The sequence below is a fragment of the Gemmatimonadaceae bacterium genome (genome assembly GCA_036273715.1).
Classification (GTDB): Bacteria; Gemmatimonadota; Gemmatimonadetes; order Gemmatimonadales; family Gemmatimonadaceae; genus JADGGM01.
The window spans coordinates 15,268-31,581 of the sequence record DASUHB010000066.1; the positions used below are offsets into that span (position 1 = coordinate 15,268).

The window sequence follows — 16,314 nt, forward strand, 5'->3', positions numbered from 1 at the left end:
CGTGACCAACGTTTCCCGCACCTATGGTCGCCGGGACAGCATCCTGTTCGTAGTCTGTGTCGTGCTTGCCTTCGTCGCACAGTTTCTCCCCGAACATTTTCGCGATCCATTGACAGCGGCGCTGCGGCACACGGTGCTGGCGCCGCTGGTGTCGCTGCAGCACGATGCCGAGATGACGCGCCAGGCGTGGCTCACACGCGAGGCGCGCATCACGGCGCGCGACAGCGTCGAGCTGCAAGCGATGACCCTGGATGCGCTCAACGCCGAAAACGACCGGTTGCGCAAGACGCTCGAGTTAGGCGCGCGCCTCAAGTGGGGATTCGTGCCGGCGGAGGCGCTCCAGGGCCGCGACATCGGCGAAGAGTACACGGTGACGTTGTCGGCGGGGTCGAACGCCGGCGTGCGGGTGTTCAGCCCGGTGGTGGCGCCCGAAGGGCTCGCCGGCATGGTGAAAACCGTGGATCCGACGATGAGCATCGCGATCGTCTGGGCGCATCCGGATTTCCGCGTGAGCGCGATGGCCGAAGATGGCAGCGCGTTTGGCATCGTCGCGGCGCACGAAGGCAGCGATCCCGAGCGGTACTTGCTGGAGATGCGCGGCGTGCCGGTGCGGAGCACCCTCAAGCCGGGCACCCTCATCGTGAGCTCCGGACTTGGCAGCACGTTTCCGCGCGGCATCCCCGTGGGCACCGTGTTAGGCGAGCTCAAGACGTCGGAGCTGTGGGCGCGAACGTATCTGTTGCGGCCGTCGGTACTGCCGCACGACATGTCGACCGTGATGATCCTCCTGCCGCAGCGCACGGTGGCGGGCGTCGATGGCGTGTGGCAGAGCGGACGCGGCACAGACGCCGCGGTCAAGGCCATCGTGGCGGCGGGCGACTCACTCGAACGCGCATCGCGTCTCGCTCGCGGCGACACGGCGCAGGCCGACAGCACCGTTCGCTCCTTCGTGGCGGAGCCGCTGCGCCGCGACACCGTGCACCGGGTCCGGCGCGACACGCTGCCGCACACGATGCGCGACGCCTCGCGGCCGGCAGCCGTCAGGCCGGATTCGTCGCGTGCGCCGGACACGATGCATCGCGCGACGGCGACGCCGGCCGCGCCGCCGGACAGCGTCACGAGGCGCCCCCGATGAGGCCGACCGATCTCGCGCGGACGATCCTCGCCTTCGTCGTGCTGGTCCTGTTGCACTACACGCTCCGGCCGATGCTCGGCTGGCACGCCAGTCCCGACTTTCTCCTCATCGCGCTGCTCCTCGTCGCGATCCGGGTGCGTCCGGGCAGCGCGGCGCTCCTCGGCCTCGTGATGGGCCTCGTGGCCGATTCGTTGGAGCCGCACGCGTTCGGCGCCGGCGCGTTAGGCATGTGCCTGGTCGGGTTCGGCGCGTCGTGGCTCAAGGCGGTGTTCTTCGCCGACGACGTGGTGCTCAACGCGTTGTTCTTCTTCTGCGGCAAGTGGGCGTTCGATGTGATCGTGCTGTTGGCGGCGCACCAGATGTCCGGCGGCGCGTTGTTGGTCGAACTGCTGGTGTGGTCGCCGCTCAAAGGCGTCGTCACCGCATTGTTCGGATTGCTGACGCTCCTCATTCTGCGCCCCATTCTGCGGGCGCCGGCGACGTGAGCTTCCATCCGAACGAAGTCGCGCGCCGCGGCCGCGTCGTCTCGGGAGCGCTGGCCGTCTTGTTCGTGCTGCTGCTGGGCGCGTTCTTCCGCACGCAGATCGTCGAGAACTCGCGCTACGCGCTGCAGTCGGAGGAGAATCGCCTGCGCGAGGTGCCGCTGCCCGCGCCGCGCGGCATCATCTACGACCGGCACAACGAGGTGCTCGCCGAGAACGTGCCCGGCTACTCGGTGTCGCTGTTGAGTCCGAGCGCCGATTCGCTGCGCGCGTCGCTCGAGCGCCTGGCCACGATGGTCCCGCTCAGCCCGGAAGAGATCGATCTTTCCGTTAGGCGGTATCGCCGCGCTCCGTATCGTCCGACCGTCGTGCTGTCGGACGCCTCGTTCGACGTCGTCTCGGTGCTCGAGGAGCGGCGCATCGAGTTTCCAGGGTTGATCATTCAGTCGGCGCCCAAACGCTACTATCCCGACGGCGCCGCGGTCGCGTCCTTCATGGGATACGTCGGCGAAATCACCGAAGCCGAGCTCGCGTCGCCGGACTATCGCGGATACAAAACCGGCCAGCAGGTAGGCAAGGGCGGTCTCGAAAAGGAGTACGAGGATTCGCTGCGCGGCACGGAGGGCGTCCGCTTCGTGGAGGTAGATGCCCGCGGGCGCGTCGTACGCGAAGCCGGCGCGCGACAGGACCTGCTCCCCAAATCCGGTCCGCCGCTCTACACGAACATCGACCTCGAGCTGCAGAAATACACGGCATCGCTCTTTGCCGACTCGCTGCAGGGCGGTGCGATCGCGCTCGATCCGAAAACCGGTGGCGTGCTCGCGCTCTACAGCGCGCCGTCGTACGATCCCAATCGCTTCATCGGCGGCATCCCGCAGGATCTCTGGAAGGCGCTCAACGATGACCCGCGGCGGCCGCTCTACAACAAGGTCATCCAGGGGCGCTATCCGCCCGGGTCGACGTGGAAGCTGGCGACGGCGGCGATCGCGCTCGAGAGCGGGATCGTGACCCTCGACGACCGCATGCCGGAGCCGTGCACGGGCGGCTTCCAGTTCGGCAACCGCTACTTCAAGTGCTGGAACCACAAAGGGCACGGCGACCTCACGCTGGCCCAGGCGATCGAGCAGTCGTGCGACGTCTATTTCTATCAGTTAGGCCTCAAAGTTGGCCTAACGCGGTTGGTCGCCGGCGGCATCCGCTTTGGCGGACGCGACCGCTCCGGCATCGACCTCCCCGATGAGTCGCGCCCGCTCTTCCCGTATGCGGACGCCGAAGAGTATTACGATCGGAAGTACGGCAAGCGCGGGTGGAGTCAGGCCGTGCTCCTCAACCTGGCCATCGGCCAGGGCGAGAACGCGCAGACGGTGGCCAACATGGCGCGCTTCTACACGGCGCTGGCCACGGACGGCACCGAGTCCCGCCCCGAAATCGCGCGGCACAAGCCCGATCGCACGCGCGTGTTCACGCTGAGCGAAGACCAGTTCGCGGGATTGCGCGCCGCGCTGGCGGGTGTGGTCTCATCGGGTACGGCGCGCAGCGCGCAGATCCACGGCACCGTGCTCGCCGGCAAGACGGGCAGCGCGCAGAACTCCCAGGACCGGACGCGCGACCACGCCTGGTTTGTCGGATTCGCACCCGCGGATGACCCCAAGATCGTCGTGGCCGTGCTGATCGAGTTCGGCGGACACGGGGCGCGCGCGGCGCGCATCGCGTCGGAGATCATTCAGTCGTACCTGAAGGTCGCGCCGGCCGAGCACATCAACACCGAGGGATGATGTCGTCGCGACGGATCGTCGTTGATGTCCCGCTCGTCCTGACCGCGCTGCTGCTGTCGGCGTACGGCATCTGCATGGTGTATTCGGCCGGCCAGACCGACGTGCCGACGTCGGCGACGCATGCATGGGCGTCGCAGATCCGATGGCTCATTTTCGGCATCGTGGCGGCGTATGCGGTGAGCCGGGCGTCGGTGCGCTTTTTCGAATGGGCGGCGCTGCCGACCTACCTCATGTCGCTCGTGCTGCTGGCGCTGCTCCTGGTAATCGGGAAGGGCGCCGGCACCGCGGCGAGCCACAAGAGCTGGATCGCCATCGGCGGTGTTCGGTTAGGCCAACCCTCGGAGCTGGCCAAAGTCACCGTGGTGCTCATGCTCGCGCGCGTGCTCGCGGCGCGGCGAGAGCCGCCCAAATCGCTGCTCGACTTGTGGCAGCCGGCGCTCGTGGCGTTCCTCCCCTGGGCGCTGATCATGATGCAGCCGGACCTCGGCACCGGGCTCGTGTTCATCGGCATCTTCTTCGCGATGCTCTACTGGTCCGGCGTGCCGTTTCCGCTGCTCGTGCTCGTGGCGTCGCCGGCGGTGAGTCTCATCCTCGCATTCAACACCAGCCTGTGGGGCGCGTGGTTCCTGCTGCTGCTGGCCCTCGTCCTCTGGTACAAGCCGTTCATGCTCGAGGGCGTGGGCTTGATGCTGGCCAACGTCGTGATGGGTGTCGTAGCGCCAGTGCTCTGGGAGCGCTTGGCACCGTATCAGCGGCACCGGCTGCTGGTATTTCTGGATCCGTCCATCGACCCGCGCCGCTCCGGCTGGCACGTGATCCAGTCCCAGGTGGCGATCGGATCGGGTGGCTGGTTAGGCAAGGGCTTTCTGATGGGCACGCAGAAGCGTCTCGCGTTCCTGCCCGAGCAGCACACGGACTTCATATTCGCGGTGTTAGGCGAAGAGCTGGGCTTCATCGGCGTGACGGTGGCGCTGATGCTGTTCCTGTTCCTGCTGCTGCGCGCCGTGCGCGTGGCCGAGCGCGCCAACGACTCGTTCAGCAGCCTGGTCGCCATGGGGCTCGCGTCGAGCTGGCTCGTACACATCATCGTGAACGTCGGCATGACGCTCAACCTCATGCCGATCACGGGCATTCCGCTGCCGTTCTTCTCCTACGGCGGGTCGTTCATGCTCGCGTGCTGGCTGGCGATCGGGCTCCTGTCCCGCATCTCGAGCGAGGGCCGGGGCGCGAGGGTGGGAGAGCTGGCGATCTAACGGAAGCGCGCGCTCGCGCGCTCCTCAGGCTTTCATCGCGTCCGCGGCGCTGACGTCGAGCGCTCGCTTGGCCGGCAGCATCGCGGCGGCCGCCGCCACGATCACCAGCAGCGCCGCCGTGCCGGCGAGCGTGATCGGATCGATCGCGGGCACGTCGACGAGCATCGACCGAATGGCGCGCCCAACGCCGGCCGTTGCGATGAGCCCGATGGCGATCCCGACGACGGCCACGCGCATCGCTTCCGCCATGACCAGCAGCATCACCGCCTGGTCGCCCGCGCCGAGCGCCTTCCTCACGCCGATCTCGAAACCGCGCTGCTCGACGCCGTAGGAGACGACGCCGTACGTCCCGACGCCGGCGAGTACTAACGCAAGCACCGCGAACCCGGCCAGAAGCGCGGTCGTGAATCGCCGGCTCGACACGGAGGTCGCGACCACCTCGTCGAGCGTCCGCACCTCGGAGAGCGGCGCGCCCGCGTCGAGCGAATGGAGAATCGCCCGAACCGCTGCGGCCTTGGCGCCGGGGTCGTGGTCGACGCGTATGACCAGCTTCATCTGGCGGGGCTGTGCATAGGCGCTGATGCCGCTCTGCGCATAGGGAAAGAACATCGTCGCTTCCGGCGCGTCGTCGAAGCCGCGAGAGCGGAAGTCGCCTGCCACGCCAACCACGGTCATGTCCGGCGAGTCGCCGCCGAGGCGGAAGCGTTTGCCTAACGGATCCTGTGCCGGCCAGGTGGCGTCGGCGAAACCGCGGCTCACGATTGCGACCAGCAGCGAACCCGGCCGGTCGGCGTCGGTGAACGAGCGTCCCGCGAGCACGGGAATGCCCATCGCCGCGAGCGCGCCCGGCGTGATCTGCTGCGGCACGGCATCGGGCCAGCGCGTGGTGCTGTAGTCCGTGCCTTCGGCACGATAGCCCCAGAGGCCACCGGCATCTACCACGGGCAGCCACCCGACGGCGCCGACGTCGCGGACACCAGGCAGCACCCGGATGCGCTTCACCAACTCGTCGAAGAACACTGCCGCGTGCGCGTCGTCATAGTCGGTGCGCAAAATCGAGACGCCGGCGGTGAGAACGTTGTGCGGGTCGAAGCCGAGCCGGTGCGACTGGAGGTTCCACAAACTGCGCAAGAGCATCCCGGCGCCGCCCACGGCCACCACCGCCAACGCGACCTCGGCCATCACCAGCACACGCCTAACTGAACGTCCGCCGGCGTGCGCTCCGACCACGCGGCCCGCATCCTTGAGCACCTCGCCGGCCGGCACGCGGGACGCGCGCAGCGCCGGCAGCACGCCGGTGACCAGCGCCGTGACGCACGCGACGACGCCCGTGAACGCCACCACCCTCCAGTCGATGGCGATCGCGTCGAGGCGCGGGATGGTCGATGGAGCGAGCGCACGCAGCCCGCGTCCGCCGGCCCACGCGAGGGCCAGGCCTAACGCAGCACCGCCCAGCGCCACCAGGCTGCTCTCGGCCAGGAGTTGCCGCGTGAGACGCGCCCGCGAGGCGCCGATCGCGCTCCGCAGCGCCATCTCCTTCTGCCGACCTTCGCCGCGCACGAGCAGCAGATTCACGACATTGGCGCACGCGATCATGAGCACGAAGCTCACCGCGCCGAGCAGCGCGAACAGGTACGGTCGCGTCTTGCCGACGAGATCGTCGGACACCGCCGAGAGGTGCGGCACCAGTGGACGCGACGGATCGAAGTTCTGGGGGTTGTCGCGCATGATCCGGTGGGCGATCGCGGCCGCCTCCGCCGCCGCGTGCCCCAGCGTGACTCCAGGCTTGAGCCGCCCGACCATGAAGAGATCGTAGTTGCTGCGATCGGCCAGGCTGTCGGGGTTGAAGTTAGGCAACGGCATCCACACGTCGGTGCGCGCTTCGGGATAGTCGAACCGCCCCGGCATCACGCCCACGATCACGCGGGACACGCCGTCCACGCGAATCGTCCGCCCGATCACGGAGGGATCGGCGCCGAAGCTCCGCCGCCAGAGCCCGTTGCTCAACACCGCAACCTGGGCCGGACGCGGCACGTGCTCGTCGGCCTCGAAGGTCCGGCCGAGCATCGCAGGGATGCCTAACACGCGGAAGAAGCCTTCGCTGGCACGTACCAGGCGGACGCGCTGCGGATTGTCTCCGTTGGTCAGCGTCGCTTCGCTGCGCGTGTACGCCGAGAGGCCCGAGACGGACGTCATCTCGCGCCGATAGTCGAGATAGTCGGGTTCCGACGTGAGCCACTCCGGCGCCTCGTGACCAAACGAGAAAACCTGCTCGGCGTGGGGGTAGGGAAGCGGCCGCAGCAGTATCCCGCTCACCACGCTGAAGATCGCAGCGTTCGCTCCGACACCGAGCGCAATGGTGGCGACGACGATGGTCGTGAACGCCGGTCGGCGCGTGTATGCGCGCGCGCCGTGCCGCAGATCGCGAAGAATCCCGTCCATGAGAAAATCCCGTCAGGGAGATCGTAGATTGGACACGGAAACGCGGGCAAAAATAGTTTGGAAGCCCGACCGGAGGGAAGCGCGCCCGGCTTCCGTACGCGGCCCCGACGGCGCACATTACTCAGATGGTCTGGTTCAGAAAGGAGCGCAAACCCCGGCAGCCGCGGCGGGAAAAGCTCGAAATCCCGGCAGATGCCTGGGAAAAGTGCGAAGCATGCGGTCACACCGACTTGCGGGAGAAGTTCGTCCGCAATCTCAACGTGTGCCCGCAATGCGACTACCACCGGAGTGTCCGCGCCAGCGACTACGTGAACATCCTCATGGATGACGGGTCCTGGGAGGAATTGGACGTCGACTTGAGGTCGGTGGACCCGTTGGCGTTCCCGGACTATCCGGCGCGTCTCAAGAAGGCCCTGGCCAAGGCCGGCGATGGCGACGCAATCGTCACTGTGGGCGGCACCCTGGGCGAGATGCCGATCAACTTGGGGGTGCTCGACTTCGCGTTCATGGGCGGATCCATGGGATCCGTGGTCGGCGAAAAAATCGCGCGGCTCGGGCAGCGCTCGCTCGAGCGCAAGTATCCGCTCGTGCTCGTGTCCGCTTCGGGCGGCGCGCGCATGCAGGAAGGCATCCTGTCGCTCGTGCAGATGGCCAAGACGTCGGCGCTCCTCGCCCAGCTCGCCGAGCGTCGCATTCCATACGTCTCGATTCTCACCAATCCGACCATGGGCGGCGTGAGCGCCAGTTTTGCGATGTTGGGCGACGCGATCATCGCCGAGCCAGGTGCGGTGATCGGGTTCGCCGGTCCGCGCGTGATCAAGCAGACCATCGGTCAGGATCTGCCCGAGGGATTCCAGACCGCCGAGTTCCTGCTCGATCATGGAATGCTCGACGTCGTGTCGCATCGGCGCGATCTCAAGAGCACGGTCGGGCAGTTGTTGCGCCACATGAGCGGTCAGCCGGCGGCGGCAGGGTGGACATCGGCCTGACGACCCCCGCGACGTATCACGAGGCGCTCGCCACACTCTTTGCCCGCGTCAGCGGCGGGTGGAAACTCGGCCTCGACACGACACGCGCGCTCCTCGCTTCTTTAGGCAACCCGCACGACGGGCTGCGCGTGCTGCACGTCGCCGGCACCAACGGCAAAGGCAGTGTGGTGTCCACGCTGGACGCGCTGCTCCGCGCCGAAGGCCTTCGCGTCGGACGATACACGTCGCCGCATCTGGTGGATTTTCGCGAGCGTATCGTCGTGAACGGCGTGCCGATCGGTGAAGATGCCGTGGTCGATTTCATCGCGCGTTGGACGCCCGAAGTCGAGCGGTTGGGCGCGACATTCTTCGAGGCGACGACGTGTATGGCGTTCGAGCACTTCGCGCGTGCGAACGTCGATGTCGCCGTGCTCGAGGTGGGACTCGGCGGCCGGCTGGATGCGACTAACGTCGTAACGCCCGACGCCGCCGGCATCACGTCGATAGGGCTCGACCATCAGCAGTATCTGGGCGACACGACCGAAGCCATCGCCATCGAGAAGGCCGGCATCTTCAAGCCCGGCGTGCCGGCGGTGATCGGCGAGGCGGATCCGGCGATTCGCGCGCAGCTCGCGGCGCTCGCACGCGCCGCAGGCGCAACGCGCGCGTTGGTGATCCACGATGAGTGGACGCTCGATGCGATCGATGTCGATGCCGGCGGCACGTCGTTCACGCTCGGCGCGCACGGAACAGAGCGCCGCTTGCGCACGCCGCTCGTTGGGCGATACCAGGCATCGAATACGGCCACCGCGATCGCAATGCTCGAGTTGGCGGGAGGACGCTACGCCGATGCTGCCGCGCGCGCGGAAATGACGCTTGCCAACGTCGCCATTCCCGGGCGGTTTCAGTGGTGCGGCGGCGTGATCTTCGATGTCGCGCACAATCCGGCCGGGACAACGGTGCTGTGCGACACGCTGGCGACGCTCACGCCGCCGCGCCCGCTCGTGTGTCTTCTCACCGTGCTGCGCGACAAAGACTGGCGCAGCATGATGGCCACGCTCGCTTCGCACGTCGATCGGTTCGTGCTCACCGCGCCGCCGAGCGTTCCGTCAGACCGCGCGTGGGTGTTGTCGGACGCTGTCGACTTCGCGCATGCCCATGGGTGGTCGGCTGTCGCAGACGCGGATTTCGATCGTGCGCTGGACGTCGCGCGCGCCGGCGCGGCGACGACGCTCGTCACCGGTTCATTCCATACGGTGGGCGATGCAATGGCGCGCTTGCAGGTGTCTCCGTTCGCCGGATAAATTGCATGGATGGTCTCAGGTGCACTGCCCGGATTCCGCGACTTCTATCCCGCCGAGCTCGCGGAACGCACGCACATTTTTGCGACGTGGCGTGAGGTAGCGCACCGGTTCGGGTTCGTCGAATATGACGGGCCGCCGCTCGAACCGCTCGAGTTGTACACGAAGAAGAGCGGCGACGAGATCGTGGGCCAGTTGTACAACTTTGTCGACAAAGGTGATCGTGCGATCGCGCTGCGACCGGAGATGACGCCGACGCTGGCGCGGATGGTGGCCGCGCGGGCGAACGCGCTCCGCAAGCCGGTGCGCTGGTTTTCGATTCCGCAGCTGTTTCGGTACGAGCGTGCGCAGCGCGGGCGGTTGCGCGAGCACTTTCAGTTGAACATGGACATCGTTGGCGAGTCGGATGTCACGGGCGACGCCGAGCTGCTCGCGGCCGCCATCGAGATCATGCGGCTGTTGGGCCTGGGGCCCGACGACGTGCGTGCACGGGTGAGCGATCGCCGGATCCTGCACGGCTACTTGCTGGCGAAGGACGTTCCCGACGTTGCCATGCCAGGCGTCCTAGCAGTGCTCGACAAGTTTGATCGCCAGCCACAGGAGGTATCCGAAGCGAAGCTCGGTGCTCTGGGGTTAGACAAAAGAGCGGTGAGTACGGTGATGGAAATTCCCAGGCACCACAGCCTCACCTCGATTAAAGCGCTTGCTGTGCCGGAAAACGAGCGGGCCGTCGCCGAATTCTTTCGGTATGCAGAATATCTCGAGGCGCTTGGGTGCAGCGAATACTTCCAGCCGGATCTATCCGTCGTTCGCGGCCTGGCGTATTACACGGGGATCGTGTTCGAGTTGTTCGACGCGAAAGGCGAGTTGCGCGCGATCTGCGGCGGCGGCCGCTACGACAATCTGCTCAAGCAGAGCGGGGGGCCGGATCTGCCTGCGTTAGGCTTTGGCATGGGCGACGTCGTGTTGGGCGAGCTGCTCCGCGCCAGGACCTTGATGCCGGCGCAGGCGGCCGGCCTCGACGTCTGGGTGGCGTTCGGCGAGTCGGCCGGGGTCAGCGACGCCATGCGCGTGTCGTCGCGGCTCCGCGCCCGTGGGTTGAGCGTCGAGTATGCGTTAGGCGGCCAGCAGTTGTCGCGCCAGCTCAAGGCGGCCGCCGCGGCGGGCGCGCGCGAGGCGGTCATCCTCGGCGCGCCCGACGTTGCGCCCGATGAGGCGACCGTCCGCCGGTTGGATGACGGGCACGAGCGCCGCGTCCGCCTCGATGAATGGATCGACGAAGCCGGGCCGGCTGCCGCGGCCCGTTCAACAACACACTCCTAATGTCCGACGAGAAGAAGCTCACGCCCCGCGCCGAGGACTTCAGCGCCTGGTACAACGACGTCGTCCTCCGGGCCGAGCTCGCCGATTACTCGCCGGTGCGCGGCTGCATGGTGATCCGCCCCGACGGCTACGGCATTTGGGAGCGCATGCAGCGCGCCCTCGATGACATGTTCAAGGCGACGGGACACCGCAACGCGTACTTTCCGCTCTTCATCCCCGAGAGCTATCTCCGCCGCGAAGCCGAACACGTGGAAGGCTTCGCCCCCGAGACGGCCGTCGTCACGCGCGGCGGCGGGAAGGAGCTCGAGGAGCCGCTGGTCGTTCGCCCAACGTCCGAGACCATCATTTACGCGATGTTCGCGAAGTGGGTGCAGAGCTATCGCGATCTGCCCCTGCTCATCAACCAGTGGGCAAACGTGGTGCGCTGGGAGATGCGGACGCGGCTCTTCCTGCGCACGCTCGAGTTCCTGTGGCAGGAAGGGCACACCGCGCACGCCACGCACGACGAAGCAGAGGCCGAGGCGCGTCAGATGTTAGGCGTGTACCGGCAGTTCATGGAGTCGTTCATGGCCATGCCGGTGGTCACCGGGCGCAAGACGGACGCCGAGCGATTTGCCGGCGCGCTGCGCACGTACTCCTGCGAAGCGATGATGCAGGACAACAAAGCGCTGCAAGCCGGCACGTCGCACAACCTCGGCCAGAATTTCGCGAAGGTGTTCGACCTCAAGTTCCAGACGGAGAGCGGGGGCACCGACTTCGCATGGAACACGAGCTGGGGCGCTTCGACGCGACTGGTCGGTGGCCTGGTGATGACCCACGGCGATGATTCCGGGCTGCGCGTGCCTCCGCGCCTTGCGCCCACCGAGGCGGTGGTCGTTCCCATCTGGCGCACCGATGAAGAGAAAGCGCGCGTGCTCGACGCCGCTCATGCCGTACGCGCCGATCTCGCGGGTCGCGTGCGCGTCCACGTCGACGCGCGCGACACGATGAAACCCGGCGCCAAATACTACGAGTGGGAGCTGCGCGGCGTACCCGTACGCATCGAGCTCGGCCCCCGCGATCTGGACAAGTCGCAGGCGGTGGTCGTGCGGCGCGACACGCGAGCCAAGCAGCCGGTTGCGTTAGGCGGCTTGGCCGCCGAGCTCGTGACGCTGCTGGTCACGATCCAGGATGACATGCTTGCCGCCGCGCGCACGCGCCGTGAAGAGCACAGCGTCCGCGGCCGTATCACGTACGATGCGTTCCGGCAGCGCATGGAAGGCGACGGCGCGTTCGTGTATGCCGGATGGTGCGGCGACGGCGCGTGCGAAGCCGCGATCAAGGAGGAAACGAAAGCCACGATCCGTGTGCTGCCCGACGAAGAGTTTCGTTCGCCGGAAGCGCCTCCCACGTGTCTCAAGTGCGGCCGTCCCTCCACCGGCGAGGCGCTGTGGGCGAGAGCGTATTGACCGCTGGCTTTGCTCCAGCCGACGGCGCGTTGGCGTGCGAGGGCGTGTCGCTCGAGACCATCGCGCACGAGGTAGGCACGCCGGTGTTCATCTACAGCGCCGGCGCGATCCGCGATGCGTACACGAGGCTCGATCGCGTGCTCGCGCCGGTGCCGCACCGGCTGCACTACAGCGTGAAGGCCAACTCGAGCCTCGCCGTGCTGGCGCTGATGCACTCGTTAGGCGCGGGGGTCGACATCGTCTCCGGCGGCGAGCTCTATCGTGCGCGCCTCGCCGGCCTCGCGGGACCGGACATCGTCTTCAGCGGTGTCGGCAAGACGGAGCACGAGCTTCGCGAGGCGCTCGCGGCCGGCATTCTGCTCTTCAACATCGAGTCGGAGGGCGAGCTGCGGCTGCTCGATCGCGTCGCCGGCGACATGCGGCTCACGGCGCCCGTCGCGCTCCGTGTGAATCCCGAAGTCTCCGTCGACACCCCGCACCATTACACGCGCACCGGCGAGCGCGGCGACAAGTTCGGCGTGCCCTATGGTGATGCGCTCGCCGTCGGCCGTCTCGCCTTCACGCTGCCGCATACCCGCCTGCTCGGCCTCGACATGCACATCGGGTCGCAGGTGTCGAGCGTCGATCCGTACCGCGATGGCATGCTGCGCCTGCTCGAGCTGGTGGACGACCTGCGCGCGGCGGGCGCGCCCGACTTGCGCTATCTGGACATCGGCGGCGGGCTGGCGGTGACGTACGACGCCGAAGACCCGATCGACCTCGACGCGTACGCGGCGGCCGTATTGCCTAACGCGGCGGCGGCGGCGCTCAAGCTCCTCGTCGAGCCGGGGCGCTATCTGGTGGGCAACGCGGGCGTGCTGTTGACGCGCGTGTTGTACCGCAAGGAAGGCGGCGGACGCGAGTTCGTGATCACCGACGCCGGCATGAACGACCTGCTGCGCCCGTCGCACTACAACGCCTACCACCGCATCGATTCCGTGCGGCCGCGGGGCGGACGCACGCGCGCCGACATCGTCGGCCCCGTGTGCGAGAGCGGCGACTTCTTTGCGTTAGGCAGGGAGGTGGACGACGTGCGGCCGGGCGACCTCCTGGCCATCCGGTCGGCGGGCGCGTACGGGTTCGCGATGTCGTCCAATTACAACTCCCGGCCGCGTGCCGCCGAGGTGATGGTGGATGGCGACCGGTTCGCGGTGATCACGGCACGGGAGCAGTACGAGGACCTGGTTCGGCGCGAGACGGTCCACCCGACGTGGAGGACAGCGTGATGCTCGTGGGCGTGCTGGCGGATACACACGATCGCCTGCCGGCGATCGCCGAGTTTACCAAGCGGTTCCGCGAGGCCGGTGTGGGCCTCGTGCTCCATGCCGGCGACTTCTGCGCCTCGTGGTCGTTGCGTCCCATCATCGCCGCCAACCTCGCGTTGGCGGGCGTGTACGGCCGCAACGACGGAGACCGCGAAGGCCTGCGCGCCGAAGCGGCCAAGGGCATGGGCACCGAGATCTACGAGGGACCGCACAGCGTCGAGGTGAACGGCGCGCGCATCTTGCTCGTGCACGACATCGGCGACGTGAGCGACCGCTCGGTGAGCGGACATTCCGTGGTGATCCACGGGTACACCCACAAGTGCCGCCGCGAGGTGACGGGAGACACGCTGCTGCTCAACCCGGGCGAAGCGTGCGGCTGGTTGTACGGTACGCCCGGCGCCGCGCTCCTCGACTTGGACACCAAAGAGGTCACGTTCATCACGCTCGAGGGCGAGCAGTGGCGCTGGTGACCGTTTCCGTTAGGCCATGACGCAGCCCGGCGCATCGCGCATTCTCGTTCTCGATTACGGGTCGCAGTTCACGCAGCTCATAGCGCGGCGCATTCGCGAAGCGCGCGTCTACTGCGAGATCCATCCGCCGACGCGCACGATCGACTGGATCCGGGACTGGCATCCGACCGGCATCATCCTGAGCGGGGGGCCGGCCTCGGTGTACGGCGACGACGTGCCGACCGCCGACCCCGCGCTCCTCGAGATCGCGCCGGTCCTCGGTATCTGCTACGGGATGATGCTCATCGCCCAACTGGAGGGCGGCAGCGTGTCGCGGGCCGGCCGGCGAGAATACGGTCGCGCCGAGCTCGAGATTCTCGAGCCCGAAGGCGTGTTCGCGGGATTCGCGCGCGGCGAGGAGATCACGGTATGGGCGAGCCACGGCGACTACGTGGAAACCCCGCCGCCTGGTTTCGAAGTGATCGCGCGCAGCGCGAACGCACCGATCGCCGGTATTCGTCATAGGTCCCGTCCGATCTCGGGTGTGTTGTTCCACCCCGAAGTGCAGCACACGCCGCGCGGTGGCGAGATCATCGCGAACTTCCTCTTCAATGTCTGCAAGGCCGAGCCGGGTTGGACGACCGGCGCATTCATCGAGGAAGAAGTGGCGCGGATCCGCGACCGCGTCGGCTCGGCGCGGGCGATCTGCGGGCTCTCGGGCGGCGTCGATTCGTCGGTGGCGGCGGCGCTCGTGCACCGCGCGATCGGCGACCGGCTCACGTGCATCTTCGTCGATCACGGTCTGTTGCGCCTGCACGAGCGGGAGCAGGTGGAGCGTACGTTCCGCGCGAACCTGGGCATCGACCTGGTGACGGTGGACGCCGCCGACAGATTCCTAACGGAGCTGTCGGGCGTCGACGACCCGGAGGAGAAGCGGCGGCGCATCGGTCACACGTTCATCGACGTGTTCGAGGACGCCGCGGCGCAGGTGGGCACAGGCGTGGAGTTCCTGGTGCAGGGCACGCTCTACCCCGATGTGATCGAATCCATCTCGCCGCGCGGCGGTCCATCGGTGACGATCAAAACGCACCACAACGTGGGCGGCCTCAAGCCGGGGATGTCGTTCAAGCTGATCGAGCCGCTGCGCGAGTTGTTCAAGGACGAGGTGCGCCAGGTGGGCAGGGAGTTAGGCCTGCCGGAAGAAATGGTTGGGCGGCACCCCTTCCCGGGCCCGGGCCTCGCCATCCGGATCTTGAGCGATGTCACGCGCCAGAAGCTCGAGGTGCTCCGTAAGGCAGACGCGATCTACCTCGAGGGAATTCGCGAAGCCGGACTCTACGACGACATCTGGCAAGCGTTCGCCGTGCTCCTGCCCGTGCGCAGCGTGGGTGTAATGGGCGATGCGCGCACGTACGACAACGCCGTCGCGCTCCGGGCGGTGACGAGCTCCGATGGTATGACAGCCGACTGGTTCCCGTTCCCGCCGGACGTGCTGGCCAACATCTCGAGCCGCATCATCAATGAAGTCGATGGCGTGAACCGCGTGGTGTACGACGTGAGCTCGAAACCGCCGGCGACCATCGAATGGGAATGAGCGGAACCGCCGGCGACGCGTCAGTGGTGATGCCTATCGGCCGAGCACGATATGCGTGGCGTGCTCGGTCGCCTGGTGTTCGGTGACGCGGTACCCGAGCGCCGGGAGGTCGATCCCGGAGAACATCGCTTCGCCTCGTCCCAGCATGACCGGCGAGAATGCGAAATGCAGTTCGTCGATGAGTCCGGAGCGAAGATATTGGCGCACCGTCTCGACGCCGCCGCCGATCTTCACGTCGCGCCCATTGGCGGCGCGCCGTGCCTGATCCAGGGCCGCCTCGATTCCGTTAGTCACGAAGAAGAAGGTGGTGCCGCCTTCCATCTCGATTGGATCCCGCGGATAGTGCGTCAGCACAAACGTCGGCGCGTGGTAGGGCGGATTCGAACCCCACCAACCCTTCCAGTTCTCGTCCGGCCAGGGTCCGCGCACCGGGCCGAACATGTTGCGGCCCAGGATGAACGCGCCGAACCCATCCATCGAGCGGCGCGCATAGTCATCATCGACACCGCCTGCGCCGCCGCTCTTGCCGATCATGGCCTGGAAGAAGCGCGTGCGGACGAGCCAGGGATGCAGAGCCTGCCCACCCTTGCCGAGCGGATTTTCGAGGCTCTGCTCCGGTCCTGCTCCGAAACCGTCGAGCGAGACGGAAAAGCCCCCAACGCGCACTCTCGTCATGACGCCTCCCAATGATTGTGCATTGCCAACGATTGCTGCGCACTTGAATATGGATTGTCCGTCGTTCGGCGTTTTTCGGCCGAACAGGGAATCGTCGTTAGCATCAATGGCGCGCACAGCGGAACACATCGTTGGGCAATGCGGAGCGCGCCAGGGCCGAACGGA

13 protein-coding genes are annotated in these 16,314 nt (G+C 67.2%); 11 read left to right on the top strand and 2 right to left on the bottom strand.

What is annotated here, in order from left to right:
* Window position 1 precedes the first annotated feature (1 nt).
* Genes mreC through rodA form a run of 4 tightly spaced genes read left to right on the top strand, consistent with a single transcriptional unit; the run spans window position 2 to window position 4,645 of the window.
* Window positions 2-1,135, top strand: coding sequence for a rod shape-determining protein MreC (gene mreC / locus VFW04_14705; protein HEX5180584.1), 1,134 nt, complete (start codon window positions 2-4; stop codon window positions 1,133-1,135).
* A complete protein-coding gene (gene mreD / locus VFW04_14710; protein ID HEX5180585.1) occupies window positions 1,132-1,620 on the top strand; it encodes a rod shape-determining protein MreD in 489 nt (162 codons plus the stop codon). Before mreC ends, mreD begins: the two co-directional genes overlap by 4 nt.
* A complete protein-coding gene (mrdA, locus tag VFW04_14715; GenBank protein HEX5180586.1) occupies window positions 1,617-3,392 on the top strand; it encodes a penicillin-binding protein 2 in 1,776 nt (591 codons plus the stop codon). The genes mreD and mrdA overlap by 4 nt, the downstream gene beginning before the upstream one ends.
* Complete coding sequence (gene rodA, locus VFW04_14720) at window positions 3,389-4,645, top strand: rod shape-determining protein RodA (protein HEX5180587.1); 1,257 nt, start codon at window positions 3,389-3,391, stop codon at window positions 4,643-4,645. Before mrdA ends, rodA begins: the two co-directional genes overlap by 4 nt.
* A gap of 24 nt (window positions 4,646-4,669) precedes the next feature.
* Here the strand turns inward: rodA and VFW04_14725 are convergent, their stop codons facing one another.
* A complete protein-coding gene (locus tag VFW04_14725) occupies window positions 4,670-7,087 on the bottom strand; it encodes an ABC transporter permease (protein HEX5180588.1) in 2,418 nt (805 codons plus the stop codon).
* Window positions 7,088-7,212: 125 nt separating this feature from the next.
* Between VFW04_14725 and accD the strand changes: the two genes are divergently transcribed.
* Genes accD through guaA form a run of 7 tightly spaced genes read left to right on the top strand, consistent with a single transcriptional unit; the run spans window position 7,213 to window position 15,474 of the window.
* Window positions 7,213-8,076, top strand: a complete 864-nt coding sequence (gene accD, locus VFW04_14730) for an acetyl-CoA carboxylase, carboxyltransferase subunit beta (protein ID HEX5180589.1) — start codon at window positions 7,213-7,215, stop codon at window positions 8,074-8,076.
* Window positions 8,061-9,359, top strand: coding sequence for a folylpolyglutamate synthase/dihydrofolate synthase family protein (locus tag VFW04_14735; protein HEX5180590.1), 1,299 nt, complete (start codon window positions 8,061-8,063; stop codon window positions 9,357-9,359). The genes accD and VFW04_14735 overlap by 16 nt, the downstream gene beginning before the upstream one ends.
* 9 nt (window positions 9,360-9,368) lie before the next feature.
* Window positions 9,369-10,679, top strand: coding sequence for a histidine--tRNA ligase (gene hisS / locus VFW04_14740; protein HEX5180591.1), 1,311 nt, complete (start codon window positions 9,369-9,371; stop codon window positions 10,677-10,679).
* Entirely contained in the window at window positions 10,679-12,127 is a 1,449-nt protein-coding gene (gene proS, locus VFW04_14745) for a proline--tRNA ligase (protein ID HEX5180592.1), read from the top strand. The genes hisS and proS overlap by 1 nt, the downstream gene beginning before the upstream one ends.
* Entirely contained in the window at window positions 12,109-13,392 is a 1,284-nt protein-coding gene (lysA, locus tag VFW04_14750; protein ID HEX5180593.1) for a diaminopimelate decarboxylase, read from the top strand. The genes proS and lysA overlap by 19 nt, the downstream gene beginning before the upstream one ends.
* Window positions 13,392-13,901, top strand: a complete 510-nt coding sequence (locus tag VFW04_14755) for a YfcE family phosphodiesterase (protein ID HEX5180594.1) — start codon at window positions 13,392-13,394, stop codon at window positions 13,899-13,901. Before lysA ends, VFW04_14755 begins: the two co-directional genes overlap by 1 nt.
* A gap of 16 nt (window positions 13,902-13,917) precedes the next feature.
* A complete protein-coding gene (gene guaA, locus VFW04_14760) occupies window positions 13,918-15,474 on the top strand; it encodes a glutamine-hydrolyzing GMP synthase (GenBank protein ID HEX5180595.1) in 1,557 nt (518 codons plus the stop codon).
* A 33-nt stretch (window positions 15,475-15,507) separates the two neighbouring features.
* Here the strand turns inward: guaA and VFW04_14765 are convergent, their stop codons facing one another.
* Entirely contained in the window at window positions 15,508-16,266 is a 759-nt protein-coding gene (locus tag VFW04_14765) for a dihydrofolate reductase family protein (GenBank protein HEX5180596.1), read from the bottom strand.
* Between the last annotated feature and the right edge of the window lie 48 nt (window positions 16,267-16,314).

Excerpts from the sequence above, each read along its gene's own strand:
- mreD (HEX5180585.1), top strand. The coding sequence starts at position 1,132 with ATGAGGCCGACCGATCTCGCGCGGACGATCCTCGCCTTCGTCGTGCTG.
- proS (HEX5180592.1), top strand. The coding sequence starts at position 10,679 with ATGTCCGACGAGAAGAAGCTCACGCCCCGCGCCGAGGACTTCAGCGCC.
- accD (HEX5180589.1), top strand. The coding sequence starts at position 7,213 with ATGGTCTGGTTCAGAAAGGAGCGCAAACCCCGGCAGCCGCGGCGGGAA.
- VFW04_14725 (HEX5180588.1), bottom strand. The coding sequence starts at position 7,087 with ATGGACGGGATTCTTCGCGATCTGCGGCACGGCGCGCGCGCATACACG.
- guaA (HEX5180595.1), top strand. The coding sequence starts at position 13,918 with ATGACGCAGCCCGGCGCATCGCGCATTCTCGTTCTCGATTACGGGTCG.
- rodA (HEX5180587.1), top strand. The coding sequence starts at position 3,389 with ATGATGTCGTCGCGACGGATCGTCGTTGATGTCCCGCTCGTCCTGACC.
- VFW04_14755 (HEX5180594.1), top strand. The coding sequence starts at position 13,392 with ATGCTCGTGGGCGTGCTGGCGGATACACACGATCGCCTGCCGGCGATC.
- hisS (HEX5180591.1), top strand. The coding sequence starts at position 9,369 with ATGGTCTCAGGTGCACTGCCCGGATTCCGCGACTTCTATCCCGCCGAG.